This is a genomic window from Actinomycetota bacterium (genome assembly GCA_035759705.1).
Classification (GTDB): Bacteria; Actinomycetota; CADDZG01; order JAHWKV01; family JAHWKV01; genus JAJCYE01.
This window is the reverse complement of sequence record DASTUJ010000043.1, coordinates 1-25,031: the sequence shown is the minus strand read 5'-3', so window position 1 is coordinate 25,031 and position 25,031 is coordinate 1. Positions and strand designations below refer to the sequence as shown.

Below are 25,031 nucleotides of genomic sequence, written 5' to 3'. Positions count from 1 at the left end.
GATCGAGTGGGCGACGAGATCGGCCGAGTAACTAGGGCCTTATCAAAGCAAGCACGCCGACTCACTCATTAATCCGTTTAACCCGTCGCTCGAACCGGACTCTTCAGAAACAAGATGAGCCGGCGAACCGTCCCTGCCCGGACGGCTCGCCGGCCCAACTGGCCCCCCTGCGGAATTACTGCTCCAAAGACTCCATCATCAGGTGCATCGCCAGCAGGAAGAGCGGCATGCCGACCAGCGCGCCCACCAGGGTGGCGTTCAGGATTACCGCCACGAAGGCAAGGACCAGGGCCACCGCCCGCTCGCCCCAGTGCTGCGACGGCCGGGCAACCCCAACCGACTCGACACGAACCCGTGAGACCGCCGAACCACGTCCAACTGGGGCTACTACCGACTGTGCCATTGCCTTCTCCCTTCCCAAACTCCCAATAGATGCAGCATAGACTGTTACATCAAACGATGTCAAGATCGGTTGAGAAATAGTTTGAGGGAGTGCGGCTCGGGTTGACGGCCGCTGAGTATACTGAGTATACAAGGCGGTACGGTACCTAAGGGAGGCAACGTGTCTGTAGGAATGAGTCTGCTGGCCATCCTCGACGAGCGGCCCGGTTACGGGCTTCAATTGAAGAACCGTTTCGAAGGGCGCACCGGAGGGGTTTGGCCGTTGAACGTCGGGCAGGTCTACACCACCCTCGATCGGCTGCAGCGGGATGGCCTGGTCGCAGTTCTAGTCGACGAAGACGCCAAGGGCCACAAGTTCTACGAGATCACCGAGCAGGGCCGGGCAACCCTCGGCAGGTGGTTCGACGAGCCGGCAGGCGGCGCCCCGTCGCGTGAGGAGCTGGTGCTCAAGCTGGTCATGGTCGCCCGGCGGAGCGAGGTCGATGGAAGCCGGGTGATCCAGGCAGAACGGCGCCACGCCGTCGAGTTGCTTCAGGACTACACCCGCCTGAAGCGGGACTCCCCGGCCGATGCGGACCTCGGATGGCTGTTCCTGCTGGACTCGCTCATCTTCCAGGCCGAAGCCCGCGTTCGCTGGCTCGATGCATGCGAAGCCCGGCTCCTTTCGATTCGCGACCACCCTCACAACGAGTCCGGCGAGTTGCTCTCGGAGGATGCGCCCGCCCGGAACGACCAGGTGACTCTATGACGCCGGTACTGGAGCTCAAAGGAGTGTCTCGCGTGCACGGCCGCGGCCACCTACGCGTGGACGCACTGGTCGACGCCGACCTTGAGGTCGAGCCGGGCGCCCTGGTGGCGGTGATGGGACCGAGCGGGTCGGGAAAGACGACGCTGCTGTCGCTCGCCGGCGGGCTCGAACGGCCGACCTCGGGAGAGGTGCTGGTCGAGGGGCGCTCGCTCGCCCGGCTGGACGCGTCGGAGCTGGCGAAGTTGCGGCGGCGGCGCGTCGGATACGTCTTCCAGCAGTACAATCTGATCGACGGGCTGACCGCGGTGGAGAACGTGTCGCTGCCGCTCGAGCTCGACGGCTCCTCCCGACGCCAGGCGATGATCTCGGCGATGAATGCCCTGGAACTGATGGCCTTGGGCGAGCTGGCCAACCGGTTTCCCGAGCAGATGTCCGGCGGCGAACAGCAGCGCACCGCCATCGCCCGCGCCGTGGTCGGCGACCGGGTGCTGCTCCTGGCGGACGAACCTACGGGAGCCCTCGACACCGTAACCGGCGAAGGGGTCCTTCGGCTGATGCGCCGGCACTGCGAGTCGGGTGGCGCGGGGGTGCTTGTCACCCACGACGCCCGGTTCGCGGCGTGGGCGGACCGTGTCGTTTTTCTGCGGGATGGCCGTATCGTCGACGAAACAGAGCATCCCCAGGGCCCCGAGTCGTTGCTGGGACGGGTCACCAAGTGAGGCTGGCGCCCGCACGGGCGGCCGGGCGAATTGCGTGGAGGGGCGCACGACGCAACCCCCGCCGGAGCGCGCTGGTCGTCTTCATGGTGGCGTTCCCGGTGATGCTGGTGACCGGGGTGGCAACGATTGCGAGGACGTCGTTATCCACCCCAGCCGAAGCCGCTTTGTGGGAGGCCGTTTCTTTTGTCGGCGGAGCCTTCGCCCTGTTCGCCACAGGATTGATCTCGGCCGCCGCCTTTGTCGTGGGCGCCCGCCGGCAACTTAGAGAGCTGGGTCTCGTAGGCGCTATCGGCGGTGACCGCCGGCACGTCCGGGCAGTCGTTCTTCTCGGCGGGACCAGCCTGGGATTCGTGGGCTCGGTTGCCGGCGCCGTCCTCGGGGTCGCGGCCGCATACCTCCTTCATCCGTTCTTCGACGACTTCGTGGACCACTCCGTCGGCCCAGTCCGGGTCAATGTGTTGGCGCTACTTGGAGCGGTTGTTATGGGCACCGCGGCCGCGACCCTGGCCGCGCTTGCGCCGGCCCGGGCCGCAGCCAGACTCAGCACCGTCGACGCGCTTGCAGGACGGAGCGCCCCGCCCCGGCCGCCGGGACGGGTGGCGGGGTTCGGCCTGCTGATCGTTGCGGCGGGCGTTGTGCTCACTGTCCTGGGCACGGAGACCGACTACGACATCTTCCAGGCGGGGGGCCTGATCGCGATGCTGTCCGGCTTTTTGTTCTCGATTCCATTGCTGGTTGGATTCGTTGGGCGGATCGCCTCACGACTGCCGATGACCGGACGACTTGCCGCCCGCGACGCGGCGAGGCACGGCCGCCGGACGGGGGCTGCGGTGGCCGCCGCGGTGATTGCGCTGTCCGTGCCCATTGCGACCTCGGCCTACTCGTACAGCAGGGAGGCCTACGAGACCAGCAGGTCCGACGCCGAGGAGGAACGAAACCTGCCCGACTACGCGCTGGGGCGCGCCGTGGTCACAGGCGCCAGCCTGCCCGTGGCGCTGGTCGTCGTGGCAGTTGCATCTGCGCTGGTCGCCTCGGAAACGCGCAGGTCCCGGGAGATTCTGGTCTCGGTGGGCGCCGATCCGATGTTTCACCGCAAGCTCGTAGGGGCGACTTCGGCGGTGCTTGCCCTGATGGCTGCCGTCCTGGCGGTTCCGGCCGGCCTGATGCCGGTGGTGGCGCTGTGGGCGTCGCAGGACCCCGGACCGGACCGGCTTCCGCTGGTGATTCCCTGGGTGACGATCGCTACGGTCGTCTTCGTGGTTCCGTTGGTGGCCGGTCTTGTGAGCGGTGCCGTCGCCAGGCAGCCGAAGATGGGCACTCTGCTCAGGCCCGCGACTTGATCTAAATTTGAGAGACCACACAACTTCAGGTAACCGGCATGAGATTAGGCCAGTTCCGAAATAGGGCCGCCGCTCTCGCTCTGGCGATCGGGATGGCGGCCTGCGGTTCGCCGGAGCCGGAGGGCGAGGCGACCCCGGCTTCCGAGTCACCATCGGTCCAGGCACCCGAGACCACCACCACCGCCGAACTGTCGGTCGCAGAGTTCGCGGTTCCCACGGGCACCCGTCCTCACGACGTGGCGCCGGCGGCCGATGGCGGCGTCTGGTTCACCGCCCAGGGCTCCGGACAGCTGGGACATTTGGACCCGGCCTCGGGCAAAGTCGAGCTGATCGACCTCGGCAACGGGTCGGCGCCCCACGGGGTGATCACCGGGTCGGACGGCGCCGCCTGGATCACCGACGGCGGCCTCAACGCGATCGTTCGGGTCGACGCCGGCTCCAGAGAGGTGAAGCGCTTCGACCTGCCCGGCGGCAGCGCCAACCTGAACACCGCGGCATTCGACGGAAGCGGGGTGCTCTGGTTCACCGGCCAGGGCGGGATCTACGGCAGGGTCGACCCCAACGGCGAGGTCAAGACCTTCCCGGCCCCCAAGGGCCGGGGCCCCTACGGGATAACGAGCACCCCGGACGGCACCGTCTGGTTCTCCTCGCTGGCCGGCAGCTACATCGCCCGCATCGACTCCGCCACCGGCGAGATCAAGTCCTTCGACGTGCCGACCGCCGGCGGCGGCGCCCGCCGGGTGTGGAGCGACTCGTCCGGCAAGCTGTGGGTGGCCGAGTGGTTCGCCGGCAAGCTCGGCCGTTTTGACCCGGCCACCGAGGAGTGGAAGGAGTGGCCCCTGCCGGGGGACAACCCGCAGCCCTATGCGGTCTTCGTCGACGACACCGACGCAGTGTGGGTCACCGACTTCGGCGCCAACGCGATCCTCCGCTTCGACCCCGGAACCGAGCAGTTCCAAGCTTTTCCGTCTAGGAGGCCGAATGCAAACGTAAGGCAGCTGCTCGGGAGGCCGGGAGAGGTGTGGGGAGCCGAGTCGGGCACGTCGCGCCTGGTCCGCATCGGTTCTGGTTAGCGGGGGCCCGCTTAGATGTGAACGGCCTTACAGTTGAATCAGAAGTTGATTTGCCCTATTCCATGTTGCCAACAATGTATGTAACATTGGTTGGTGGCTCGATGGTCATTTCGAGCGGCGAGATCTCAAGCCAGGAGAAGCTATGTCAGCAGAGCGGGTCTATTTATTGGAGCAGACGAAGGGCAAGACCGACGCTCAGATCATGGAGTTGGTCAACATCCTTGGGAAACCGCCCGTCTTCCTGGACATAGTCATGGCGATCCTCCCGCTGGAGCTGGACCCCGACCAGTCCAAGGACTGCGTCATCGGGTTCGAGATAACCACCGAGGATCGCACCCACTACTTCCGGGTCGAGATCAAGGGCGATGTAGTCACCTCCGAACACCGGCAGGGCGACGTGGGCAAGGCCGACACCACGATCCTCGTCTCCCTTCCCAACTTCGTCCGGCTGATCACCGAGGAGCTCGGCGGGGTCAAGGCCTTTATGCAGGGCAAGCTCTGGGTAAAGGGCAACCCCACCTTCGCCTACTCGATCCCCCGGATGTTCCCGTTCATCGAGAAGCGCGAGAAGGAGGCCGTGTCTTGACGAAATTCGATCCTTCACTCTACGCGCCGGTACCTCCGACCACTCCCAAGGACGGCCCGGCCTACTCGCTCGGCTTCGAGAGCCTGGAGAGCGAGGTCGAGGTCGACGAAGCCCCCACCTCCGGCACCATTCCCGCCTGGCTCTCCGGCACCCTGGTCCGCACCGGACCGGCCAAGTTCGAGGTCGGCGAGCAGAAGTTCAACCACTGGTTCGACGGCCTGGGCATGCTTCACCGCTTCCAGCTCGACGGCGGCAAGGTCTCCTACGGCAACAAGTTCATCCAATCCAAGGCCTACCTGCACGCCATGGAGAACGACCAGATCTCGTTCCGGGAGTTCGGCACGGACCCGGACCCGGACAAGTTCCACCACGTCTCCCAGGGCTACGAGCCCCACGGCACCGACAACGCGATCATCAACATCGTGAAGATCAAGGACAAGATTCTTGCGACCACACAGATGCCGATGCCGATCGAGTTCGACCCCTACACCCTCAAGACCATCGGCACCTTCGACTACGAGGACAACCTCCCGGACGGGTTCACCACGCCCCACCCCCAGGTCGACGCCGAGGGCGGCTACATGTACAACTGGACGATCAGCCTGGACCCGCCGGTCAGCCACAACCTCTACCGGTTCGACGGCACCAAGCGGGAGCTGCTCCTCACGATCCCGACCGAGGAGCCCTCGTTCCTGAACAGCTTTGCGCTGACCGAGGACTACATCGTCTTCGTCGAACAGCCCTACAAGCTGGACTACATGAAGCTGATCGCCGGCGGAACCGCGTTCGCCAACTGCTTCGACTGGCACCCCGAGCGGCCCTGCAAGTTCTGGGTCATCGACAAGGAGAACGGTGAGGTCCTCCGCACCATGGAGACCGACTCGTTCTTCTTCCTCCACCACATCAACGCCTACCTGGAGAGCGAAAGCTCGATGGTGGTCGACATGGTCACCTACAAGGACCCCGCGATCCTTGGCGCCCTGTACCTGGACAAGCTCCGGGCCGGCGGGGCGATCCCGGTCCCGCTGATCCGCCGGTTCCGTCTGGACCTCGACAACGACGTTGTGAACTCGGAACCCCTTCGGGACGCCTTCGTCGAGCTGCCGAGGATCAACACGGCGTTCGCCGGGCAGTACTACCAGTACTTCTACGGGTTCGGTGGCTACGGGTCGGCGCCCAGCGGCTCCTCGCTGTCCTACGACTTCGCCAACTCCCTGGTGAAGGTCGACGTCACCGGGGGCACCACCCTCATCTGGCAGCAGGACGGCTGTTTCCCGGGTGAGCCGATCTTCGTCCCCGACCCCAAGGGGACCGCCGAGGACGACGGAGTGCTGCTGTCGGTGGTCCTGGACTCGGAGGCGAGCAAGTCGTTCCTGCTGGTGGTCGACGCCCGCACGATGCAGGAGATGGGTCGAGCCGATCTTCCGCACCACGTCCCGTTCAGCCTGGGCGGGGAGTTCTTCCCCCGGGAGGAGCTGAGAAAGGCCGTTGAAGAGGTGGCCATGTCGTCCACCGGGTCCGGCTTGAGCGTCGAGGACTTCTACGCAGCGCTCCAGGACCTCCCGGAGCCGGAGGCGGTCACCAACAGCAAGAGCAGCTGGATGAAACGCCTGGGACGCTAGCGGGTTCCGGGAGCGGACTGCTGGATGAGCGCTGCGACCGCGCCGGCGGGGTCCCGGACCACGCAGTAGCGTTCGCCCGGGCCGATCTCCTTCGGCCCTAGGATCACCCGGCCGCCCTTGGCCCAGCACTCGCTCATGCTTGCGTCCAGGTCGTCGACGACGATGTACATCATCCACTGAGGCGGCATTGTGGCGTTCTGCCCCCGGGCGTGGCAGATGCCGGCGACCGTTTTACCCGAACCGGGAACGATCATGTTGAAGTCGGCGTAGTCGCCCATGTCGACCTCCTCGGTCTTCCAGCCCACAACGGCTTCATAGAACTCAGCGATGGCGGGCGCTTTGTCCGTCCCCACCGTCAGGTCGGTCCACACGATCGAGCCGGGCAGCATCTCTTTGGGACTCACACAACCTCCACATCCGTTGGCCTACCTCTCCATCGTAGGGCCAACCGGCCGGGGATTAGCGGACCCGGCGGCCTTCAAACCCCGGCCCCCAGCGCATATCCTGGGAGCAGAATTGCGAATGGCCGAAATTGGCCGAAATCGGAGGAAACAGTGGCAAACGATTGGAACGACAAGATCATCGCGGAGTTCCGGGCCAACGAAGGCAAGGTCGGCGGTCCGTTCGAAGGAGCACCCATGGTGATCCTGACATCGACCGGCGCCAAGACCGGCAAGCCGCACACGAACCCCCTCATGTACCTTCCCGACGGCGACCGGGTGGTGGTCTTCGCCTCCATGGGCGGGGCTCCCGATAACCCCCAATGGTTCAACAACCTGGTGGCCAACCCGGACGCGACGGCCGAGGTCGGCACGGAGAAGTTCAAGGTCAGGGCGGTGGTCACCGAGGGCGAGGAGCGCGACCGGCTCTTCGAGGAGCAGAAGAAGCGCTACCCGCAGTTCGCCGAGTACGAGGCCAACACCACCCGCACGATCCCGGTCGTGGCGCTGGAGCGGGTCTAGCGGTCATGGAGATGCCGAAGCCGACCGAGGAGGACAAAGAACGGTTCCGTGCCCTGGTTCCCGACGACCCGCGAGTCGAGGTCAAGCCGATGTTCGGAAACCTGGGTGCCTTCGTGAACGGGAACATGTTCATGGGGCTGTTCGGCTCGCAGGTCGGGTTGAAGCTGAACGACGGCGACCGGAACTTTCTGCTGGCCGAGGACGGGGCCGGTCCGTTCGGTCCCGCCGAGCGTCCGATGGGGGGCTACGCGGCGTTGCCTCCGGCGCTGGCGGCCGACACCTATAAAGCGGAAATCTGGGTGGCTAAGGCGTTGGACTACGTGGGGGCGCAGCCGCCCAAGGTGAAGGCGCCAAAGAAGAAGTAGCCGTGGAGCCCGTTTAGCCCAGTACGTGGTGGGCGGTGACGATCCTGACGGTTCCCGAGTGGGACCTCATCACGATCGACTGCGTGGTGGCCTTGTTGCCGTTGAAGCGGACGCCCTGCAGCAGGTCGCCGTCGCTGATGCCCGTGGCGGCGAAAAACGCGTTTCCCTTGACCAGGTCGTCGAGGGTGAGCACCTGGTTGAGGTCGTAACCGGCATCAAGTGCCGCCTGGCGTTCCTGGGCGTTCCGGGGGTGGAGCTTGGCCTGCATGCAGCCTTGAAGGCACTTGATGGCGCATGCGGAGATGATTCCCTCCGGGCTGCCGCCGATGCCGAGGATCATGTCGACCCCCGTGTTCTCCTCGCTGGCGGCGGCTATCGAGCTGGCGACGTCGCCGTCGGCGATCAGCTTGATGCGGGCCCCGGCCTCGCCTACCTGGCGGATGAGGTCGATGTGGCGGTCGCGCTCCAGGATCATCACCGTGATGTCCTCGATCCTGCCGCCCTTCGCCTTGGCCACCCGGCGCAGGTTGGTGGCGACCGGAGCTTCGATGTCGACCACGTCGGCGGCTTCGGGGCCTACGACAATCTTCTCCATGTACAACGAAGGGCCGGGGTTGAACATCGCACCACGGTCGGCTACCGCCAGGACTGCAAGAGCGTTTGGCTGGCCCTTGGCCGTGAGGGTGGTGCCGTCCACCGGGTCAACCGCAACGTCGACCTGGGGCGGGCTGCCGTTGCCCACCTGCTCGCCGTTGTAGAGCATGGGAGCCTCGTCCTTTTCGCCCTCGCCGATCACGACGATTCCGTCCATGTCGACGTCCTTCATCATGAGGCGCATGGCGTCTACGGCCGCCTGGTCGGCGGCTTCCTTGTCCCGGCGGCCGAGCCAGCGGGACGCGGCGAGGGCAGCCTGCTCGGTGACCCGAACAAGTTCCATGGAGAGGTTTCGGCCGGACGCTGAGGAGCGCGCGGGCGGGGGTGTCTTCGACTTCATCTGACCCCAGACTAACAGCCAGGACCTAAACGGTCAGACGGGTTCCGATATCCGCCGAAGTCTGGACCCATTCCAGAGTTGGGGTAGGCTTCTGGGTGTGACCAACCAGTTGACCACGACGCTTCTGCGCCGGCACGGCCTGCAGGTGACGGCCCAGCGTCTGGCGGTTCTGCGGGCGGTGTCCGACCGGCCGCACAGCACAACCGACGACATCGACAAGGCGGTACGGGCCGAGATCGGCGCCGTCTCCCGCCAGGCGGTGTACGACGCCCTGTCGATACTCACCGACAAGGGACTCCTCCGGCGGATCCAGCCGGCCGGATCGCCTGCCCGCTACGAGAACCGGGTCGGCGACAACCACCACCACCTGATCTGCCGGACCTGCAGCCGGATGGTCGACATCGACTGCGCGGTGGGGGAGACCCCGTGCCTGACGGCCGCCCATGACTCGGGGTACGAGATCGACGAAGCCGAGGTCATCTACTGGGGCCGGTGCCCCGAGTGCCTCTCAACAAATACCGACCAGATGGAAACAAAGGAGAGCCAACGTGTCTGAAGGCAGCGAAAGCGAGAACCCAGCATTAGATTCCCCCGAACCCAAGACGGGCCGTCCCAGGACCAACCAGGACTGGTGGCCGAACCAGCTGAACCTGCAGGTTCTCCACCAGCACTCTCCCCGGTCGAACCCTCTGGGTGAAGACTTCAACTACGCCGAGGAGGTCAAGACCCTCGACGTCGAGGCGTTGAAGCAGGACGTCATCAACGTGCTGACCGATTCGCAGGACTGGTGGCCGGCCGACTACGGCAATTACGGACCCCTGATGATCAGGCTGAGCTGGCCCGCGGCGGGCACCTACCGGACCTTCGACGGCCGGGGCGGCGCCGGCAGTGGCGACCAGCGCTTCGCGCCTCTGAACAGCTGGCCCGACAACGGAAACCTGGACAAGGCCCGCCGGCTGCTCTGGCCGGTCAAGCAGAAGTACGGCCGGAAGATCTCCTGGGCCGACCTGCTGGTACTTGCAGGAAACGCAGCCATGGAGTCGATGGGGTTCAAGACCTTTGGCTTCGCCTTCGGGCGCGAGGACGTCTTCGAGCCCGACGAGATCATCTGGGGGTCTGAGGACACCTGGCTCGGAGATGAGCGCTACAGCGGCGACCGGGAGCTCGCCGAGCCGTTTGGTGCGGTGCAGATGGGCCTGATCTACGTGAACCCGGAGGGGCCCAACGGGAATCCGGATCCGCTCGCTGCGGGCAGGGACATTCGGGAGACCTTCGGCCGCATGGCCATGAACGACGAAGAAACCGTGGCGCTCATCGCCGGCGGCCACACTTTCGGCAAGTGCCACGGCGCAGGCGACCCCGACCTGGTAGGCCCGGAGCCCGAGGGCTGCCCGGTCGAGCACCAGGGTCTCGGCTGGATCAACGCTCACGGAACCGGAAAAGGCGGCGACACGATCACCAGCGGCCTGGAGGGCGCCTGGACGAACGAGCCGACGAAATGGGACAACGGGTTCTTCGACAACCTGTTCAACTACGAATACGAGCTGACGACCAGTCCCGCCGGGGCGAAGCAGTGGACCCCCAAGAACCCGGAAGCCCAGGGGACCGTACCCGACGCCCACGACCCGGCGAAGCGGCACGCTCCAATGATGTTGACAACGGACCTTGCTTTGAGGATGGACCCGATCTACGCACCGATCTCCAAGCGATTTCACGAGAACCCGGAACTGCTCGCCGAGGCGTTCGCCAAGGCCTGGTACAAGCTGCTTCACCGAGACATGGGCCCGGTCGTTCGTTGCCTCGGCCCGTGGGTTCCGGAAGCGCAGATCTGGCAGGACCCGGTTCCCGACGTCGACCACGAACTCGTGGGGGACGCCGACATCGCCGACCTCAAGGCCAAGATCCTCGCGTCCGGTCTTTCGGTTGCACGGCTGGCCTACACTGCGTGGGCGTCTGCGGCAACCTTCCGCGACACCGACAAGCGCGGTGGGGCGAACGGGTCGCGGATTCGCCTGGAGCCGCAGCGCAACTGGGAGGTCAACGAGCCGGCTGAACTGGCGAGGGTCCTGCAGGCCCTGGAGGGGATCCAGCAGGACTTCAACGGCTCGCAGACCGGCAACAAGAAGGTATCCCTAGCCGACCTGATCGTCCTGGCCGGAGCAGCGGCCGTCGAGCAGGCGGCCAAGAACGCCGGCTACGACATAACGGTCCCGTTCGCGCCCGGGCGCACCGACGCCACCGAGGAGCAGACCGACGCGGAGTCGTTCGAGGTGCTCGAGCCGAGAGCAGACGGGTTCCGCAATTACCTGCGGGCCGGCGAGAAGCTGTCGCCGGAGACCCTGCTGCTGGACCGGGCCAACCTGCTCCGGCTGACGGCCCCCGAGATGACCGTTCTGGTCGGCGGCATGCGTGCTCTGAACGCCAACTACGGTGGGACGGCACACGGCGTCTTCACCGACCGTCCGGAGTCGTTGACCAACGACTTCTTCTCCAACCTGCTCGACATGAGCACGGAGTGGAAGCCATCCAGCTGGGCCGAGAACGTCTACGAGGGCCGGGACCGTTCGACGGGCGAGGTCAAGAGGACCGCAACCGCCGTCGACCTGGTCTTCGGTTCGAACTCCCAGCTGAGAGCGATCGCAGAGGTCTACGCCAGCGACGACGCGAAGGAGAAGTTCGTACGCGACTTCGTGGCCGCCTGGAACAAGGTCATGAACGCGGACCGCTTTGACATCGCCTGACCAACGGCGAGCCGGCCGGGCCTCAGGGCTCGGTCGGCTCGGCGGGCAGTACGTTCTTTAGCTTGTCGTCCGGGTCGATCCGGTCATCGATCCACTCGTCGATGCGGGCCCACCACGCATATAGCCAGTCGATGAGCGCCTCCTGCTCGTCGGGGACCTCTGTCGGCGGAACCCGCCAGTAGCGTGCGGCCACCGGACGCTGGAAAGGCAGCCGCTGGTAGATCTGTTTGAACGAGCCGACGTCCTCCAGGACCGTGTGGGCCACGAACACCACATCGGCCTCCGGCGCCGCCTTGACCGCCGCCATCACGCCGTTGTGCCGGGGCGGCAGCACGCGCCGCATGAGCTCGGCTTTGTCGGCCTCCTCGTGGTGGCCCTTGCGGCGCAGGTAGGCAATCGCCCGCGTTCGCAGGGTATGGGTGAAGTCCCGGCCTTCCGGGAACAACACGAACGCGCCCTGCCCCTTGGTCCCGGCTGCAAGTTCGCTGATGACCGCCAGTGATCGGTCCCGCTCCGTCGGGTCGTGCCGGATGAAACGGTTCGGGAGGCGGTTGCCGATGATGTCAAAGAACGGGTCCCACTGCAGCTTGGCCAGCATCACGATGCGGGGAAACCGGCGGTAGCCGATCATCATCGTCCCGACCAGCATCAGCGAGTTTCCCGGCCCGGCGTGGCGGCTGAACACCAGGATCGGCCCCTCCTTGCGGGCCGGAGGGTCCTCGATCGCTATGCGGAGCTTGAAGAACCGCCCGGCGGCCCGGCTGATGCGCTTCAGCCACCAGCGCATGTAACCGAAGTGGATGCTCTGCACCTCCTCGGACCGCATGTTGATCCCGAAGCCGGAAGCGATCCACAGCCCGAACAACGCCACGATGCTGACCACCTCGTAGAACATGTAGACGGTGCCGAACGAGACCACCCTCGCCGCCCGCAGCTTGCGGTCGAACACCAGCCCGTAGGTCATGGTGAGAATCAGCAGGACTGGTGAAACCGCCATCAACACCAGGCAGATCGCCATTACCAGCGGAGCGAGGATCAGGCGCCGGAGGATCTTGGGAGGCAGCCGGTCCACCGGTCAGCCCTCGCCGGTGGAAGCGGCCAGCTCGTCGAGGTAGCGGCCGGCGGCGGCATGGGCGGCGTCGATCCGCTTGGCGACGTGCGTGAAGTCCCGGTACTTCAGCTGGCGGAGGCCGGTGGGCAGGTCCTCCTCGCCGGTCGGCAGGACGTGCCCGACGACCCCGTCGGGCAGCGAGGCCATGTCCCGGGCGAACCGGTGGCGACGGCCGATCTCGAACGCGACGGTCGCCACCTGCAGCAGGTTCCGGGGAGCGGTCAGCGGCTGCTCGATGCGCCCCACCTGAAGGATGTACAGCTCGTTTGCCCCCAACAACACCGCCCGCTCGATCGGGATGCTGTTGACCAGCCCGCCGTCCAGGAAGTGCTCTCCGTCGATCTCCACCGGGGGCAGCAGGCCGGGGACCGCCGCCGACGCGAGGATCGCCGGGGTGATCGGCCCCTCGTCGAACCAGTGCTCGGCCGCCCGCTCGACGCTGGCCGCCACGCATTGAAACGGCACCTTCAGGTCCTCGAACCGCTCAACCGGGAGCAGACGCTCGATCATCGCTTCGAGGTTCTTGTTCGAGTGCAGGTGGGTGCCCTTGCGCACCAGGTTGCCGGCGCCTCCGAACGGGGAGGCGAACACCCGGTCCCGGCCCAGCTCGGTCCACGCTTTACGCAGCTTCTTGACGGTGTCGAGCGAGGGGTCTGCCGCGATCGCCACCCCGTTCAGTGCTCCCACCGAGGTGCCGACGATCAGGTCGGGCGTGATGCCCCGTTCCAGCAGAGCGTGCAGCATGCCGACCTCGTTCGCGCCCAGGTGGCCGCCCCCTCCGAGGACGAATCCGATCGTGCGCCGCTCGGGGATGTCCGACTCCGCCATGGCTACATCGTATGCCCGCAGCCTCGGTTCACAAGATCGGGCCCGAGGTTAGTATCGACACCATGGCATCGGAAACCTGCAGCCACCTCGATCAGATAGTCGACGTCACCCCGAGCGGCAATGGCTGCGAGGAGTGCATGGCTGCGGGCCAGCGGTGGGTCCACCTGCGGCTCTGCCTTTCGTGCGGCCACGTGGGGTGCTGTGACAACTCGCCGGGCAAGCACGCCACGAAGCACTCCCGCTCCACCGGCCACCCGATCATCCGTTCGTTCGAGCCGGGCGAGGAGTGGCTCTGGTGCTACCCGGACGAGCTGGCCTTCGAGCTGGAGGACCTGGAACCGGGCCCCTGGCGCACCTGACCCTCGTTCGGCCCCCGGAAGGGCCCAAACGGCCCGGTTAATGGGGTCCATTTGGCACTGATGAATCCCCCGCAACCTGCCGAATGTAATACCAGCACCTGCAGTCATGAGAGCTGCCGGGCGGGATAGGGGGAAACGCCATGCAGCGCTCTTGGAAAGACTCAGCGGTAAGCCTCATCGTTGCCGGCACGGCCGTTCTTTTCGGTATCGGCGCCTCAACCGGGACGGTTCCGCTCTTCGCAATTCTCATCACGCTCATGGTCGGCCTGACGGCCCTCTCGATTCTTCCGGTAGCTCCCTACGAAGCGCCCGAAGAAGCAGCGGTCGTCGAAACCCCGGTTCAGGGCGACCTGCACGTCGCCGCCTGATCCGGGTTCGGCGTCCGCCGTCCTTGGATCTGTCTTCGGCCCCCGCTCGGTTAGGATGGTCTTGGTGAGCCGGGAAGTCTGGTCGGCGCTTGTTTTCCTTCGACCCAAAGGAATAGCGCTATGGACCTCAACCCCGAACGGTTGTGTTTTTCCCGATTCGGACACCCTTCGTGAGCAGCATAGATGCGGCATGGGTGGCGGCCAACTTCGCAGAAGCTGAAGCCGCACCTTTCTCGAGCGAGGACCTCGCCGAGCTGTCCCATTACCTGACCCCCAGAGACATTGCGTGGGGCGAGGTTCTCTTTCACGAAGGCGAGTTCCCCAGCGGCGTTTGGATTCTTAGAACCGGGTCTATCGAACTGATCTACGGCACCGGGGAACATCGGGCGCTGATCCGAATGATCAATCCCGGCGAGGCGGTCGGAGACATCCAGATCGTCAGGGGCGTGTCCTCGCCCTTCAAGGCCAGGGCGGCAGAGCCCACCAGTTGTCTCTTCATCGCCCGGTGCGATTTTGACGCGCTTCTCGTGCGGAGTCCGTCGGTCGGGCGCCGTTGGATGGCCAAACTGGCCCTCCAGGTAAGCAAAAACCACAACCGGATCATTGCGCTGCTAACCACCGCGCTGCGGGACAGGGTTGCCCAGTTCCTGCTCCATGAGGGGGTGGATGGCGTCTTCCGTCACTCGCAGGGAACGATTGCCGCGATGCTCGGGGTGCATCGCTCATCGGTGAATCAGATCCTGGGGGAGTTCGAAGCCCTCGGCCTGATATCGGTCGCCTATCGCTGCATCGAGATCATTGACCGAGAAGGCCTGGTCGATGTTGCGGAGGGTCGTAATGTGCCGGCCGAACCGATCCAATAGGGCTGTCCGGGTGCCGACGAGCGTCTCATCGCCGGTTTCATGTGTCGCCCTCCCAACCATTCGGACACCAGGTGAGCAGGCCCGGCTTAGGTTGTTGTATCCGCCGTTGCGAATCGGAACTGCAGGGTGGGGACCGTCAGAGGTTTCAGGAGGTTCCGATTGCTTCGAGGGGATTCCTATCTACCGAAAGGACGATATGAACATTCGCAGAATCGCCAACAGGGCCGTGGCTTCGACCACCGGTGGGCGCGCCTCTCTGCGGCAACGCATCGTCGGTGTGGCGCGGCGTAGGAGCCCAGGCGCGGCGGATGACTTTTGCACCACGATCACCCGTCTTCAGCAGAGGTCGTTGGTAGCGGTACACGGGGTGGTGGACGCAGGTACGTCCGCCGAGTTTCGGGAAGCAATTACCGACTCGCTGAACTTTTCGTCCCTCCCGGTCACCATCGATTTGACGGACGCCGAGTTTGTCGACGCCGGCGCCGTGCGCTTCCTCGCCGACGAATGGCATCGAGCGGCGATTCGGGGGATCAACGTGGAAATGATGTTGAACGTCACGCTGGACCGCCCGCTCGGGCAGCGCTGAGGATGAGCCAGCTGCAGGGACGGCAGAAGCTCGACCCTGAACCAGAGCCTGCGACGGGCCAGACCCTCACGTTCCAAAAGCACAGCACCGGCAAGTCGGTGTATCTCAAGCTCAACGGCGAGTTGGACGCGCATTCTTCAGATCTACTGCGGCGGACGATGCGCGCCGAGGAGCACGACGGATGCCATGAGGTCGTCCTGGACCTCGAGGATCTCGAATTCATTGACTCGACCGGGCTGAGTACGTTGATTGCAGCCGCTTCGCGTGCGCAAGCCGGAGGCTGGACCATCTCTGTGATCAACGCCAGGGGCAAGGTACGCCGCGTCTTCGACCTGACCGATATGGATTCAATGCTCGCGTACTGCCAGAAAACCGCACTGCAAACCGAGTACTGACCGCTTCAGCCTGTCGCCCCGGCCACACTTGGGTTGAGCTGCCCGATCGCTTGGCGGAGTCTGGGTGACAGCAAGTCGACGATCGGAGTCATGCGTGTTGGAGAATCCAATTTCAAAGTCAAGCTTCCTCCAGACTTCAATCAGCCGAGCAGACCGTCTGCTGATCGCAGGGATCGTAGTCGGGATTGCGCTTTTCTGGCTTACGGGGCTGTGGTTAATTGTGAGTTTGGCGGCCTCCGTCAGCTAGGGGCTCGACCCGAAGACAGGTTGCCGAGCATTGAATCTATCGCCCCACTTACGTTCTCCCACTTGAACGCCCGCGGATCCAGTCCCGCATGAAGGATTAAACCGTCCAGTAGGGCCAGCACGGCCGAGGCCAGGGCATTGGAAGGAACCGGCGAGAACGGATCGCCCCCCGCACGGTCGATCCAGTTGCGAAGAATCGTACGCCGTCCGCGAATCCGCTCTGCGGCCCAGTCGCTCAAGTCGGGGCGGCTGAGCACCGTGGCCCAAAGTTCGGTGAGAACCTTGGCTCTTTCTGCGGTGCCGGCGATTTGAAGTGCGCCCTGAACGAATCGGGTGAGCCGTTCCATCTCGTCCAACGACGTCGCTTCCAGGCGGTAGAGGACCCCCTCCAATTGAGCCTGGTCATCCTCAAGAAGGCCGAACAAAAGGGCATCTCTATCCGGCATCAACGCCTGCACGATTGAGGGCTCAAGTCCCGTGTCGGCGCAGATATCGTGCATGGTAAGGCTGTTGAAGCCGACTTGAGCGGCCTGCCTCCAGGCGGAGTCGATGATCTGGAAACGAACCCCGGCCGTACGCTCTCTAGTCCCGGTTACATTTATGGCTGGTCCCCTCTCGGTTGGGTCTCGTCCCGGGATGCGGGCCCCGGCCGGCCGTCACTGTTCGGTTCGAATTCGGGACTCCACTCCTCGGGATTGCGGCGGAGACGCTCGAGCTGGCCGATCCTCTCGGCAAAGGCCACCCAGCCGCCGTGCCGCCACTCCGCCGGCTCATCACCTTGGCCTTTACGTCTTTTCAGGTCGGCCGGAGGCACTCCGAACGGGTAGAAGACGTTTCCCTCTCGGTATTGCCGGCGGGGTGGGGGGCTGCCCGACTCGTGATCCGCCGGCCTGCCGCCCGCCAGGAGCCGGAGCTTTGCGCAACTCATCCGGACATTTTCAAGGCCGGAACTTGCGGTTCCCACTCGACTGTCGTCCGGCCGACAAGGCTTTCTCGGCGCTGCGGCCGCCCGATCGCGGAGCCGACCATCCGTCGGCGGCGCCGGGTGTGTTGCCAATCCGACAATCGGTGATCGAGCGGGAAGGCGGCCGTGAACATATGGGGCGGGAGGTCGCGCCGGCAGCAGAGGTCCGGATGTCGCAGATGCGAACAGCGAAGTGTTGCAGCTAACTACAAAGGCCAAACGGCGGCTAACCATAACGATGAATGTCGTCATGGGGTTCGTCCTGCTCGGGCTTGTTCTGGTCGCATGCCTGTTCGGTTTGCTGCTGCTCATAGCGCACGGCATGATCGCATGAGCTGCGCCTGATGATTCTCCAGATTTTCCACGCCCCCGGCCCCGGGATCTACCGTCTGGTCGGCGAGCTTGATTACGCTTCCCAGCGGGACATGAAATCGTTCTTCGCCGATGCCGCCGGCAGTGGCGAAGACCTGGTCCTGGATGTGTCGGGCCTCAGATTTGTCGATGCATTCGGACTTCGTTGCCTGGTAGAGCTGGCTGAATCCTTGACCGATCCATCCAGGCTGATTCTGCAGTCGCCCACTGCAGAGGTGCGAAGGTTGATCGATGCGGCATCGATGGACCGCTTGGCAGCATTGGAGATCCGGGACTCTGATTGACTGCGGGCCTCTTCCGAGGGTCGGATCCGCTCTGCGCCTGTAGCATCAGAGGATGCCCAGCGCAGAGATAGGCGTCTTCGGAGGGTCTGGTTTCTACTCTTTGCTGCCCGGCTTCCAGGACGTCCAGGTCGACACCCCCTACGGCCCGCCGTCCGACTCCCTGGCGATCGGTGAGATAGACGGCCGCTCGGTTGCCTTCATGGCCCGCCACAACTCGGCCCACACCATCCCGCCCCACAAGATCAACTACCGGGCCAACCTGTGGGCGTTCAAGTCGCTCGGGATAACCAGGGTGCTGGCGCCCTGCGCCGCCGGGTCGCTCAAGCCCTACATCCACCCCGGCAACTTTGTGGTGTGCGACCAGTTCATAGACCGTACCCGCAAGCGGGAGGACACCTTCTTCGACGGCCCCCAGGTCACCCACGTGAGCACCGCCGAGCCCTACTGCCCGGAGCTCCGTAAGCTGGCCGTCGCCACCGGGGCGGCGGCCGGGCTCACCATGCACCCGGACGGGACGATGGTCGTCATCGAGGGTCCACGTTTCTCCACCCGGGCGGAGAGCGAGTTCCACTCGTCCCAGGGGTGGGATGCGGTCAGCATGACGCAGTACCCGGAGGTCGCCCTGGCCCGGGAGCTGGAGATGTGTTTTTGCGGGATCGCCCTGATCACCGACTACGACTCCGGAATCGAGGACGTCGCGGAACCGGTTTCGGCTGCCGAGGTCGTCCGGGTCTTCGGCGAGAGCAACGACAAGCTGCGCCGTCTGCTGGTGAGCCTGGTCGCCAGGATCCCCGCCGAGCGTGGCTGCTCTTGCGGCAGCGCCCTGACCGGCGCTAGCCTGTCCGGCGAGTCCTCCGAGGAGTAGTCGAATGGATCAGACGGTGTCGTTCCTCACTGTCGCAACCGACGACCTGAACGCTGCCTGGACCTTCTACGTCGAGGGCCTCGGCTGGGAGCCGGCAATGAACGTCCCCGGCGAGGTGATCTTCTTCCAGGTGGCCCCCGGCGTGATGCTCAGCTTCTTCGACGCTGCGATGTTCGTGGAGGACATGAACGCCCCGAAGGGCTCGACCGCCGTGCCGGCCGGCTTCACTCTCGCCCACAACGTGCAGTCCGAGGCCGAGGTCGTCGCGATCCTGGAATCGGCAGCCGCCGCCGGAGCGGTGATCCTAAAGCCGGCTCAACACGCTGGATTCGGCGGCTATCACGGCCACTTCCAGGACCCCAACGGGGTCGTGTGGGAGATCGCCCACAACCCGAGCTGGCGGGTGGACGAGTCGGGCAGAGTCCACATGAGCTGAACGAAAAAGCCACCCGCTCAGGCGGGTGGCTTTTGTATGGCTTGAAGCTTTAGAAGCCCCGGCTGGGACGCCTGCGCATCATGTTCTTGCGGCCCTTGCCCGAGGTGTAGGCCAGGCGGGGAGCGGCAACCTTCAGGCCGGCCAGCTCGTACTGCTCACGCAGCTTGAGGATGGAGGCAATTCGGCTGACGTCGCCCTGCTGCTCGGAGGTCACAAATGTGATCCCAATTCCGGTGCGCCCGGCCCTTGCGGTCCGTCCCACACGGTGGATGTACGCCTTGTGGTCCTCCGGCGGGTCGTAGTTGATGACCTGGGTAATGTCGTCGAGGTCGATTCCGCGGGCGGCGACGTCGGTGGCCACCAGGGTGTCGTAGCGACCCTTGGTGAATCCGGCGAGCGCCTTCTCCCGGGCTGCCTGGCTCATGTCGCCGTGCATCGCAGTCGAGCGGATGCCGCTGGCGCTTAGTTTGGCGGACAGGCGGTCGGCGCCCCGGCGGGTCTTGACGAAGACCAGCCTGCGCTGGTTCTCCTCGGCCAGGATGTTGAGAAGGGTCTGCATCTTGTCGGCGGTTGCGACGTTGACGAAGCGGTGCTCTGCCTCGTCGACGGTCTGGGCTGCGGACTCGACGTGGTGACGCTTGGCGTCCTTGGTGTAGCTGGCGGCCAGGCGGCCGACCTCGCCGTCGAGGGTTGCAGAGAAGAACATGGTCTGGCGCTCCTTGGGCAGGCGGCGCACGATGGCCTGGATCTGCGGCTGGAAGCCCATGTCGAGCATCCGGTCGGCTTCGTCCAGGATCAGCATCTCAACGCCGGCCAGGCTGATCAGACGCTGGTTTGCCAGGTCCTCGAGACGGCCGGGGGTGGCGACGATGATGTGGGCACGGGCGGCACGCTTGGCCTGGGCGGGAAGGGAAACTCCACCGTAGACGGCTGCTACCCGAAGGTTCTTGCAGCGTGCGATGGTTTCGAACTCCAGGGCGACCTGCGAGGCAAGCTCACGGGTGGGGACCAGGATCAGTGCGGCGATTCCGCTCTTGGCCTTGATCATCTCGACGACCGGGATGGCAAATGCGAGGGTCTTGCCGGAGCCGGTTCGGCTGCTGGCCAGGATGTCGGAGCCCTCGAGGGCGTCCTCCATGACCAGGGCCTGGATGTCGAAGGGGGCGTTGATGTTGCGGCCTGCAAGGGCGTCCTGTACAGATTTGGACACGCCGAGCTCAGCGAAGGTGGTGGTCAACTATGGGTACTCCTTGTTTATTGACGCCGGCCGAATTGCCGACCAAAAGCTTCGATCGCTCGAAACTCGCCAAAAAACAGGGAGACAAGCGACATGACCTTCAGGTGGGAAACGAATTCTTCCCTGGGAACTGTAAGTCCCTGTTACGAGAGTAGCACGCCGATGTGCTAAGGACGGGAAATTTGCTTTCGTGGGGGCCCTGCGGTGCACAATACGCCTCTTATCAATGCGATAGGTGGGACCCATGGACGTTGCTGAGAAGGAAAGACTGAAGGCGTTCGGGTTCCTGGTGGTGTTCGCCGCGGTTTTCATCGCGTTCGGGTACGCCACCTCACGGCTCGGCATGAACGAGGTGCTCGTTCCGGTGGACCTTCCCCGGACGCCCCTCATGATCGCCACGGTGCTGCTGTCCTTCGCCCTCCTGGTGCCGCTGACCGTCACCTACAAGCCCTCCGCCGCCGGGAAGATTCTCGCCACGATGCGGGAACGGGCCCGCCGTTCGGGAAAGAAGGTAACCCTTCAAACAGTCAGCCGGGCGGTCAGCCTGTCGGTGGCGGGGCTGGCGAACACCCCGATCCTGTTCGGCGTGATGCTCCAGTTCCTGGTCGGGGACTTTCAGATGCTGCTGTTCATGATCCCGGCAGCGGTGATCATTGCGGCAATCGGCTGGGTCGTCCTCGGACGATTCTTCCCGGCGCTGGACTCCAGCTTCATCAGGTAGCCGTCCCCCCCCGGACAGCACAACAAGTTATTCTAAAAATCGACTCCTTTTATACTGGGCGACCTCATGTTCATAAGAAGGCCCGCAGCGGCCGCCGGCAACGACGACCAACCCCTCCGGTGGATCTCCTCGGGGGAGTTCTCCGAGCAACCCCAAACAGGCGACGCCCCCAGAACCAGGTCCACAGTCAACCCCGCGCCGGAACCCCCTCCACCCTCTCCGGCTGCGCATTTCGAGACGACGTTGGAGCCGGCGCCACCCCGCCGGGCTCCCAGAAAGGAATCTGTTCCCATGCCATCAGCCGACGAGATCCTCGAGGCGATCAACGGATCGGTCGCTGCCCTCGCTGCCAACGCCGCGGCGGTGGACGCCGAGGGTAAGTTCCCGGATGAGAACCTGGACATCCTTGCCGACATCGGGGCCTTCGGCCTCGTAGCTTCTCCCGAGCTCGGCGGCGCCGGCGGCTCCCTCACCCAGCTGGCTAAGGCCTGTGAGGCGGTCGGCAGCGCATGCGCATCCACCGGCATGGTGTTCCTCATGCACTCGGTCACGGTGGCCACCCTTCAGGGGGGCGGCGGCGCGGCGGCAGAGGCTGCGGTCAAGGACATCATCGAGACCCGGGCTCTGGCCACCCTGGCCTTCAGCGAGCGGGGAACCGGCGCCCACTTCTACGCCCCGGAGCTCAAGGCCGAGGCGAACGGCGACGGCGTTCACATCAGCGGCAAGAAGAGCTTCGTCACCTCGGGCGGCCACGCCGACTACTACCTGATCCTGGCCCAGTCGGACGACGGCGCCGACACCTACCTCATGGGCAAGAACGACGAGGGAGTTTCCTGGGACGGGACCTGGGAGGGGCTCGGCATGGCCGGCAACTCCAGCGTCGCCCTGTCGATGGACAACGTGCACTTCGGCGCCGACAGGCGTGTGGGAGAGGCCGGCCAGGCAGCCGGGCTCATCTTCGGCACCGTGGCCCCCTGGTTCCTGGTCGGCCTGTCCGCGGTGAGCGTCGGCATCGCCCAGGCGGCGGCGACGGCGGCCACCGAGCACATCAAAGGCCGCAAGTACGACTCCGGCGGCAGCCTGGCCGAGGTTCAGTACATCCAGCACCTGATCGCCGACATGGACATGACCGCCCGCAAGGCCCGCCTGCTGGTGCACAACGCCGCAGGCCTGGGGGATGCCGGCGACCCCGGCGCCCTGGTGCCGATCATGGAGGCCAAGGTCGCAGCGACCGAAGCGGCTCAGGACGTAACCGGGACCGCCATGACCGCAACGGGGGGCCAGGGCTACACGCCCTCCCTGCCGGTCGAGCGCCACTTCCGGGACGCCCGGGCAGGCGCGGTCATGGCCCCGACCAACGCCGTGCTTCGCACCTGGATCGGCAAGGCCCTCGCAGGCCTCCCCGTCCCGTGAGCCAGGACACGCTGCTGGTCGGCGCGGTCGCCTACCACGAGCGCGTAGTTCCCATCTGGGAGACCTTTCGTGAGTACTTCTCCGCGCAGGGCATGCCGGTCGACTACGTGCTGTTCTCCAACTACGAGCGCCAGGTCGATGCCCTGCTGACCGGCCAGATCCAGATTGGCTGGAACACCAACACCGCTTACGTGCGGATCCGCCACGCGGCGGACCAGCCGGTGCGCATCCTCGGCATGCGCGATGTGGACAGCGACTGGGCCACCCTGGTCGTGACCCGCAAGGGTGAGGGGGTCGAGAAGGTCTCCGAGCTGGCGGGCAAGCGGCTGGCGATCGGGAGCCGGGACTCCGGCCACGCCGCCATCCTGCCCCTGTACTACCTGGAGAAGGAAGGGCTGGATGCGGCGGCCGACTGCGACCTGATACGGTTCGACACCGATCTGGGCAAGCACGGCGACACCGGCGACTCGGAGCTGAAGGTCATGAGAGCAGTGGCCGACGGCGAAGCGGACGCGGGGGCCGTGGGCGCACCGATCTGGGCATCACTCAAGTCGAAGGCGGACCCGTTGATCCAGGGGCTTCAGGTGCAGTGGCGCAGCGAGGACTACTACCACTGCAACTTCACCGTCCTGGGCTCTCTGGACGAGGGCGTAGGGGACAGGTGGCGGGATGCGCTGCTGTCCATGGACTACAACGACCCGGCTCTGCGCAACGCCATGGACCTGGAGGGCGTAAAGAAGTGGCTTCCCGGAGACGAGAAGGGTTACACGACTCTCACCGAGGCGATGAGCCAGCAAGGTTACCTGGCGTAGGCGTATGAACAGCCCGCCGCAGGACACCGCAACCCGCGTCGTGGACGCCGGGGACATCGAGTTCGGGGACGGGCTCGAGATCCTGCTGTCCACCGTCTTCCAGGCGGCGGAGCCCGGGCAGACCATCGACGTCGCAACCTCCAGCCGGTCCACCGCCCTCGAGCTGCCCGGCTGGGCCCGGTCCACCGGCCACTCGGCGGAGCGGGACTGGAAGGAGACCAACGGCAACGGCCAGCGGTTCATCGTGCGAGTCCGGCGCGGGGAGGCTGCTCCGGTGCTCGCGCCCGACCTACCGGACCGGGCAGCCCCGATGCCGCTGCGCCTCGGCAGCCAGTTCCACACCACCGATCTGGTTTCGGCGGCCCCGGAGCGCATTCCCGGCAACCCCGACCCGTCCTACGGCCTGTTCCCGCTCGGATCGGTGCCGGAAGCCGGGGGACCGGAGTACTCCTGGCGCCTGAACAAACACGACGACATGTGGGCCGAGGAGATAACCGACCTCACCGAGCGGGCCAGCTCCTCGCAGTGGGACGCCACCGTCGACATCCCGTGGAACGAGGCCCTCGGGCTTCCCGAGGAGGTCGAGCGGGCGGTGGCCCAGGTGATGACCTTCATCGCCTCCAACGAGTACGTAGCTCTCTACGTGCCGGCCAAGTTCCTGCCGCAGGTGAACGCGGCGTTCGTCGACATCCTCATGTGGCTGGCCAGCCACATCCACGACGAGGCGCGCCACGTGGAGGTATTCACGAAGCGGGCACTGATCGGGGGCCAGAGGGGGTACGCCTTGGCGTCCACCCAGATGTCGCTCCACTCGCTGCTGGAGGAGGACGACTTCAGCTCGGCTTCGCTGCTGCTGAACGTGCTCGGCGAGGGCACGTTTATCGACCTGCTGGGGTTCGTCGCCCGCAGGGCCCCGGATGCGGCGACCGCAGCGTGCGCCCGCCTGGCCCACCGGGACGAGCAGCGCCACGTTCACTTCGGGATCTCCCACGTCCGTCGCAGCCAGAAGCTTGACCCGGACTCGACTCCCCAGCTGATTCGTGCCGTCGAGAACCGGGCGGCCAAGCTCGCCACTCTGACCGGGCTCAGCCCGGTGCTGCTGGAGTCGCTCACGATTCTCGCCTCAGGGTCGGTCAAGCCGGCGACGCTCCGGGAGGGGGCGGCGGCGGTGAACGAGCTGACCAAACTGATGGAGGTCAACCGGATCCGGCGACTGCGGGCCGCCGGCTTCGACAAGGAGACGGCCCACCACCTGTCGGAGTTGCATACACCGAACCTGATGTAACTAGGCACATCTATAGTCAGCACTTGAAAAACATATAGCAAGAGGCTAACCTCAACAGATCAGTCGGGATCTAGGGAGGTGCCTCGTGGAATCCAGTTCGAGCTTCGATGTAGCGGTGGTCGGCGGAAGCATTGCGGGTTCTACGGCGGCGACCATGTTTGCCCGGAAGGGCCTGAAGGTTGCCCTGATCGAGGCCCGTGCGAACCCGGACGCCTACAAGGCCCTCTGCACCCACTTCATCCAGCCCAGCGCCACCCCGACCATCCAGCGCCTGGGCGTCGCCGGAGAGCTAGAGGCCGCCGGCGCGGTTCGCAACTCACTGGAGATGTGGAAC

Annotated in this window: 30 protein-coding genes; 23 read left to right on the top strand and 7 right to left on the bottom strand. The window is 65.3% G+C overall.

Annotation, left to right across the window (positions count from 1 at the left end):
- Positions 1 to 175 precede the first annotated feature (175 nt).
- A complete protein-coding gene (locus VFV09_03020) occupies positions 176 to 403 on the bottom strand; it encodes a hypothetical protein (protein ID HEU4866678.1) in 228 nt (75 codons plus the stop codon).
- A 159-nt stretch (positions 404 to 562) separates the two neighbouring features.
- On the opposite strand from VFV09_03020, the gene VFV09_03015 reads away from it, so the two are divergent.
- From VFV09_03015 to VFV09_02990, 6 genes are all read left to right on the top strand, one after another.
- Entirely contained in the window at positions 563 to 1,150 is a 588-nt protein-coding gene (locus VFV09_03015) for a PadR family transcriptional regulator (protein ID HEU4866677.1), read from the top strand.
- The gene (locus VFV09_03010; GenBank protein ID HEU4866676.1) at positions 1,147 to 1,869 is read left to right on the top strand and encodes an ABC transporter ATP-binding protein; all 723 of its coding nucleotides are present in this window, start codon (positions 1,147 to 1,149) and stop codon (positions 1,867 to 1,869) included. Before VFV09_03015 ends, VFV09_03010 begins: the two co-directional genes overlap by 4 nt.
- Positions 1,866 to 3,209, top strand: a complete 1,344-nt coding sequence (locus tag VFV09_03005; protein ID HEU4866675.1) for an FtsX-like permease family protein — start codon at positions 1,866 to 1,868, stop codon at positions 3,207 to 3,209. Before VFV09_03010 ends, VFV09_03005 begins: the two co-directional genes overlap by 4 nt.
- A gap of 38 nt (positions 3,210 to 3,247) precedes the next feature.
- Entirely contained in the window at positions 3,248 to 4,282 is a 1,035-nt protein-coding gene (locus VFV09_03000; GenBank protein HEU4866674.1) for a lyase, read from the top strand.
- Positions 4,283 to 4,424: 142 nt separating this feature from the next.
- On the top strand, positions 4,425 to 4,868 hold the full coding sequence (locus VFV09_02995) for an SCP2 sterol-binding domain-containing protein (GenBank protein HEU4866673.1): 444 nt from the start codon (positions 4,425 to 4,427) through the stop codon (positions 4,866 to 4,868).
- On the top strand, positions 4,865 to 6,490 hold the full coding sequence (locus VFV09_02990; protein ID HEU4866672.1) for a carotenoid oxygenase family protein: 1,626 nt from the start codon (positions 4,865 to 4,867) through the stop codon (positions 6,488 to 6,490). The genes VFV09_02995 and VFV09_02990 overlap by 4 nt, the downstream gene beginning before the upstream one ends.
- Here VFV09_02990 and VFV09_02985 read toward each other — a convergent pair.
- Positions 6,487 to 6,894 (bottom strand): VOC family protein, encoded by a 408-nt coding sequence (locus VFV09_02985; GenBank protein ID HEU4866671.1) that lies wholly within the window; start codon positions 6,892 to 6,894, stop codon positions 6,487 to 6,489. The two genes, VFV09_02990 and VFV09_02985, sit on opposite strands and share 4 nt — an antisense overlap.
- A 150-nt stretch (positions 6,895 to 7,044) precedes the next feature.
- Between VFV09_02985 and VFV09_02980 the strand changes: the two genes are divergently transcribed.
- On the top strand, positions 7,045 to 7,452 hold the full coding sequence (locus VFV09_02980; protein HEU4866670.1) for a nitroreductase family deazaflavin-dependent oxidoreductase: 408 nt from the start codon (positions 7,045 to 7,047) through the stop codon (positions 7,450 to 7,452).
- A gap of 5 nt (positions 7,453 to 7,457) precedes the next feature.
- Positions 7,458 to 7,817 carry a TfoX/Sxy family protein gene (locus VFV09_02975; GenBank protein HEU4866669.1) on the top strand — a complete coding sequence of 120 codons (360 nt, stop codon included), beginning with the start codon at positions 7,458 to 7,460 and terminating at the stop codon, positions 7,815 to 7,817.
- A 13-nt stretch (positions 7,818 to 7,830) separates the two neighbouring features.
- Here VFV09_02975 and glpX read toward each other — a convergent pair whose 3' ends face one another.
- Complete coding sequence (gene glpX / locus VFV09_02970) at positions 7,831 to 8,754, bottom strand: class II fructose-bisphosphatase (GenBank protein HEU4866668.1); 924 nt, start codon at positions 8,752 to 8,754, stop codon at positions 7,831 to 7,833.
- 154 nt (positions 8,755 to 8,908) lie between these two features.
- Between glpX and VFV09_02965 the strand changes: the two genes are divergently transcribed.
- Together VFV09_02965 and katG are read left to right on the top strand one after the other, a co-directional pair.
- On the top strand, positions 8,909 to 9,367 hold the full coding sequence (locus VFV09_02965; protein HEU4866667.1) for a Fur family transcriptional regulator: 459 nt from the start codon (positions 8,909 to 8,911) through the stop codon (positions 9,365 to 9,367).
- Positions 9,255 to 11,552 carry a catalase/peroxidase HPI gene (gene katG, locus VFV09_02960; protein ID HEU4866666.1) on the top strand — a complete coding sequence of 766 codons (2,298 nt, stop codon included), beginning with the start codon at positions 9,255 to 9,257 and terminating at the stop codon, positions 11,550 to 11,552. The genes VFV09_02965 and katG overlap by 113 nt, the downstream gene beginning before the upstream one ends.
- Before the next feature lie 22 nt (positions 11,553 to 11,574).
- On the opposite strand, the gene VFV09_02955 is transcribed toward katG, so the two are convergent.
- Both VFV09_02955 and VFV09_02950 read right to left on the bottom strand, forming a co-directional pair.
- Positions 11,575 to 12,624, bottom strand: coding sequence for a 1-acyl-sn-glycerol-3-phosphate acyltransferase (locus tag VFV09_02955; GenBank protein ID HEU4866665.1), 1,050 nt, complete (start codon positions 12,622 to 12,624; stop codon positions 11,575 to 11,577).
- Between the two features lie 3 nt (positions 12,625 to 12,627).
- Complete coding sequence (locus tag VFV09_02950; GenBank protein ID HEU4866664.1) at positions 12,628 to 13,491, bottom strand: patatin-like phospholipase family protein; 864 nt, start codon at positions 13,489 to 13,491, stop codon at positions 12,628 to 12,630.
- A 62-nt stretch (positions 13,492 to 13,553) separates the two neighbouring features.
- Here VFV09_02950 and VFV09_02945 point away from each other — a divergent pair, with 62 nt between their 5' ends.
- The 5 genes from VFV09_02945 (at position 13,554) to VFV09_02925 (ending at position 16,062) form a co-directional block, all read left to right on the top strand.
- Positions 13,554 to 13,850 carry a UBP-type zinc finger domain-containing protein gene (locus VFV09_02945; GenBank protein HEU4866663.1) on the top strand — a complete coding sequence of 99 codons (297 nt, stop codon included), beginning with the start codon at positions 13,554 to 13,556 and terminating at the stop codon, positions 13,848 to 13,850.
- 140 nt (positions 13,851 to 13,990) lie between these two features.
- Positions 13,991 to 14,218 (top strand): hypothetical protein, encoded by a 228-nt coding sequence (locus VFV09_02940; GenBank protein ID HEU4866662.1) that lies wholly within the window; start codon positions 13,991 to 13,993, stop codon positions 14,216 to 14,218.
- Positions 14,219 to 14,412: 194 nt separating this feature from the next.
- Entirely contained in the window at positions 14,413 to 15,081 is a 669-nt protein-coding gene (locus tag VFV09_02935; protein ID HEU4866661.1) for a Crp/Fnr family transcriptional regulator, read from the top strand.
- A 196-nt stretch (positions 15,082 to 15,277) separates the two neighbouring features.
- A complete protein-coding gene (locus VFV09_02930) occupies positions 15,278 to 15,667 on the top strand; it encodes an STAS domain-containing protein (protein ID HEU4866660.1) in 390 nt (129 codons plus the stop codon).
- 2 nt (positions 15,668 to 15,669) lie between these two features.
- Entirely contained in the window at positions 15,670 to 16,062 is a 393-nt protein-coding gene (locus VFV09_02925) for an STAS domain-containing protein (protein HEU4866659.1), read from the top strand.
- 239 nt (positions 16,063 to 16,301) lie between these two features.
- On the opposite strand, the gene VFV09_02920 is transcribed toward VFV09_02925, so the two are convergent.
- Entirely contained in the window at positions 16,302 to 16,808 is a 507-nt protein-coding gene (locus VFV09_02920; GenBank protein ID HEU4866658.1) for a TetR family transcriptional regulator C-terminal domain-containing protein, read from the bottom strand.
- An 808-nt stretch (positions 16,809 to 17,616) separates the two neighbouring features.
- On the opposite strand from VFV09_02920, the gene VFV09_02915 reads away from it, so the two are divergent.
- Genes VFV09_02915 through VFV09_02905 form a run of 3 tightly spaced genes read left to right on the top strand, consistent with a single transcriptional unit; the run spans position 17,617 to position 19,229 of the window.
- On the top strand, positions 17,617 to 17,928 hold the full coding sequence (locus VFV09_02915) for an STAS domain-containing protein (protein ID HEU4866657.1): 312 nt from the start codon (positions 17,617 to 17,619) through the stop codon (positions 17,926 to 17,928).
- 52 nt (positions 17,929 to 17,980) lie between these two features.
- On the top strand, positions 17,981 to 18,793 hold the full coding sequence (locus VFV09_02910) for an S-methyl-5'-thioadenosine phosphorylase (GenBank protein HEU4866656.1): 813 nt from the start codon (positions 17,981 to 17,983) through the stop codon (positions 18,791 to 18,793).
- Positions 18,794 to 18,797: 4 nt separating this feature from the next.
- Positions 18,798 to 19,229, top strand: coding sequence for a VOC family protein (locus VFV09_02905; protein ID HEU4866655.1), 432 nt, complete (start codon positions 18,798 to 18,800; stop codon positions 19,227 to 19,229).
- Between the two features lie 49 nt (positions 19,230 to 19,278).
- Here the strand turns inward: VFV09_02905 and VFV09_02900 are convergent, their stop codons facing one another.
- Positions 19,279 to 20,466 carry a DEAD/DEAH box helicase gene (locus VFV09_02900; protein ID HEU4866654.1) on the bottom strand — a complete coding sequence of 396 codons (1,188 nt, stop codon included), beginning with the start codon at positions 20,464 to 20,466 and terminating at the stop codon, positions 19,279 to 19,281.
- Positions 20,467 to 20,710: 244 nt separating this feature from the next.
- Between VFV09_02900 and VFV09_02895 the strand changes: the two genes are divergently transcribed.
- From VFV09_02895 to VFV09_02875, 5 genes are all read left to right on the top strand, one after another.
- A complete protein-coding gene (locus VFV09_02895) occupies positions 20,711 to 21,187 on the top strand; it encodes a hypothetical protein (protein HEU4866653.1) in 477 nt (158 codons plus the stop codon).
- Positions 21,188 to 21,478: 291 nt separating this feature from the next.
- Positions 21,479 to 22,600, top strand: a complete 1,122-nt coding sequence (locus tag VFV09_02890) for an acyl-CoA dehydrogenase family protein (GenBank protein ID HEU4866652.1) — start codon at positions 21,479 to 21,481, stop codon at positions 22,598 to 22,600.
- Positions 22,597 to 23,412, top strand: a complete 816-nt coding sequence (locus VFV09_02885) for a PhnD/SsuA/transferrin family substrate-binding protein (protein HEU4866651.1) — start codon at positions 22,597 to 22,599, stop codon at positions 23,410 to 23,412. The genes VFV09_02890 and VFV09_02885 overlap by 4 nt, the downstream gene beginning before the upstream one ends.
- Positions 23,413 to 23,416: 4 nt before the next feature.
- A complete protein-coding gene (locus tag VFV09_02880; GenBank protein HEU4866650.1) occupies positions 23,417 to 24,697 on the top strand; it encodes a hypothetical protein in 1,281 nt (426 codons plus the stop codon).
- Between the two features lie 85 nt (positions 24,698 to 24,782).
- A partial coding sequence (locus VFV09_02875; protein HEU4866649.1) for an FAD-dependent oxidoreductase occupies positions 24,783 to 25,031 on the top strand: 249 nt, incomplete at its 3' end.

Coding starts and splice junctions, on each gene's coding strand:
- VFV09_03020 (HEU4866678.1), bottom strand. CDS start 403: ATGGCACAGTCGGTAGTAGCCCCAGTTGGACGTGGTTCGGCGGTCTCA.
- VFV09_03010 (HEU4866676.1), top strand. CDS start 1,147: ATGACGCCGGTACTGGAGCTCAAAGGAGTGTCTCGCGTGCACGGCCGC.
- VFV09_03000 (HEU4866674.1), top strand. CDS start 3,248: ATGAGATTAGGCCAGTTCCGAAATAGGGCCGCCGCTCTCGCTCTGGCG.
- VFV09_02995 (HEU4866673.1), top strand. CDS start 4,425: ATGTCAGCAGAGCGGGTCTATTTATTGGAGCAGACGAAGGGCAAGACC.
- VFV09_02975 (HEU4866669.1), top strand. CDS start 7,458: ATGGAGATGCCGAAGCCGACCGAGGAGGACAAAGAACGGTTCCGTGCC.
- glpX (HEU4866668.1), bottom strand. CDS start 8,754: ATGGAACTTGTTCGGGTCACCGAGCAGGCTGCCCTCGCCGCGTCCCGC.
- katG (HEU4866666.1), top strand. CDS start 9,255: ATGACTCGGGGTACGAGATCGACGAAGCCGAGGTCATCTACTGGGGCC.
- VFV09_02950 (HEU4866664.1), bottom strand. CDS start 13,491: ATGGCGGAGTCGGACATCCCCGAGCGGCGCACGATCGGATTCGTCCTC.
- VFV09_02945 (HEU4866663.1), top strand. CDS start 13,554: ATGGCATCGGAAACCTGCAGCCACCTCGATCAGATAGTCGACGTCACC.
- VFV09_02940 (HEU4866662.1), top strand. CDS start 13,991: ATGCAGCGCTCTTGGAAAGACTCAGCGGTAAGCCTCATCGTTGCCGGC.
- VFV09_02930 (HEU4866660.1), top strand. CDS start 15,278: ATGAACATTCGCAGAATCGCCAACAGGGCCGTGGCTTCGACCACCGGT.
- VFV09_02925 (HEU4866659.1), top strand. CDS start 15,670: ATGAGCCAGCTGCAGGGACGGCAGAAGCTCGACCCTGAACCAGAGCCT.
- VFV09_02920 (HEU4866658.1), bottom strand. CDS start 16,808: ATGCACGATATCTGCGCCGACACGGGACTTGAGCCCTCAATCGTGCAG.
- VFV09_02915 (HEU4866657.1), top strand. CDS start 17,617: ATGATTCTCCAGATTTTCCACGCCCCCGGCCCCGGGATCTACCGTCTG.
- VFV09_02910 (HEU4866656.1), top strand. CDS start 17,981: ATGCCCAGCGCAGAGATAGGCGTCTTCGGAGGGTCTGGTTTCTACTCT.
- VFV09_02905 (HEU4866655.1), top strand. CDS start 18,798: ATGGATCAGACGGTGTCGTTCCTCACTGTCGCAACCGACGACCTGAAC.
- VFV09_02895 (HEU4866653.1), top strand. CDS start 20,711: ATGGACGTTGCTGAGAAGGAAAGACTGAAGGCGTTCGGGTTCCTGGTG.
- VFV09_02890 (HEU4866652.1), top strand. CDS start 21,479: ATGCCATCAGCCGACGAGATCCTCGAGGCGATCAACGGATCGGTCGCT.
- VFV09_02880 (HEU4866650.1), top strand. CDS start 23,417: ATGAACAGCCCGCCGCAGGACACCGCAACCCGCGTCGTGGACGCCGGG.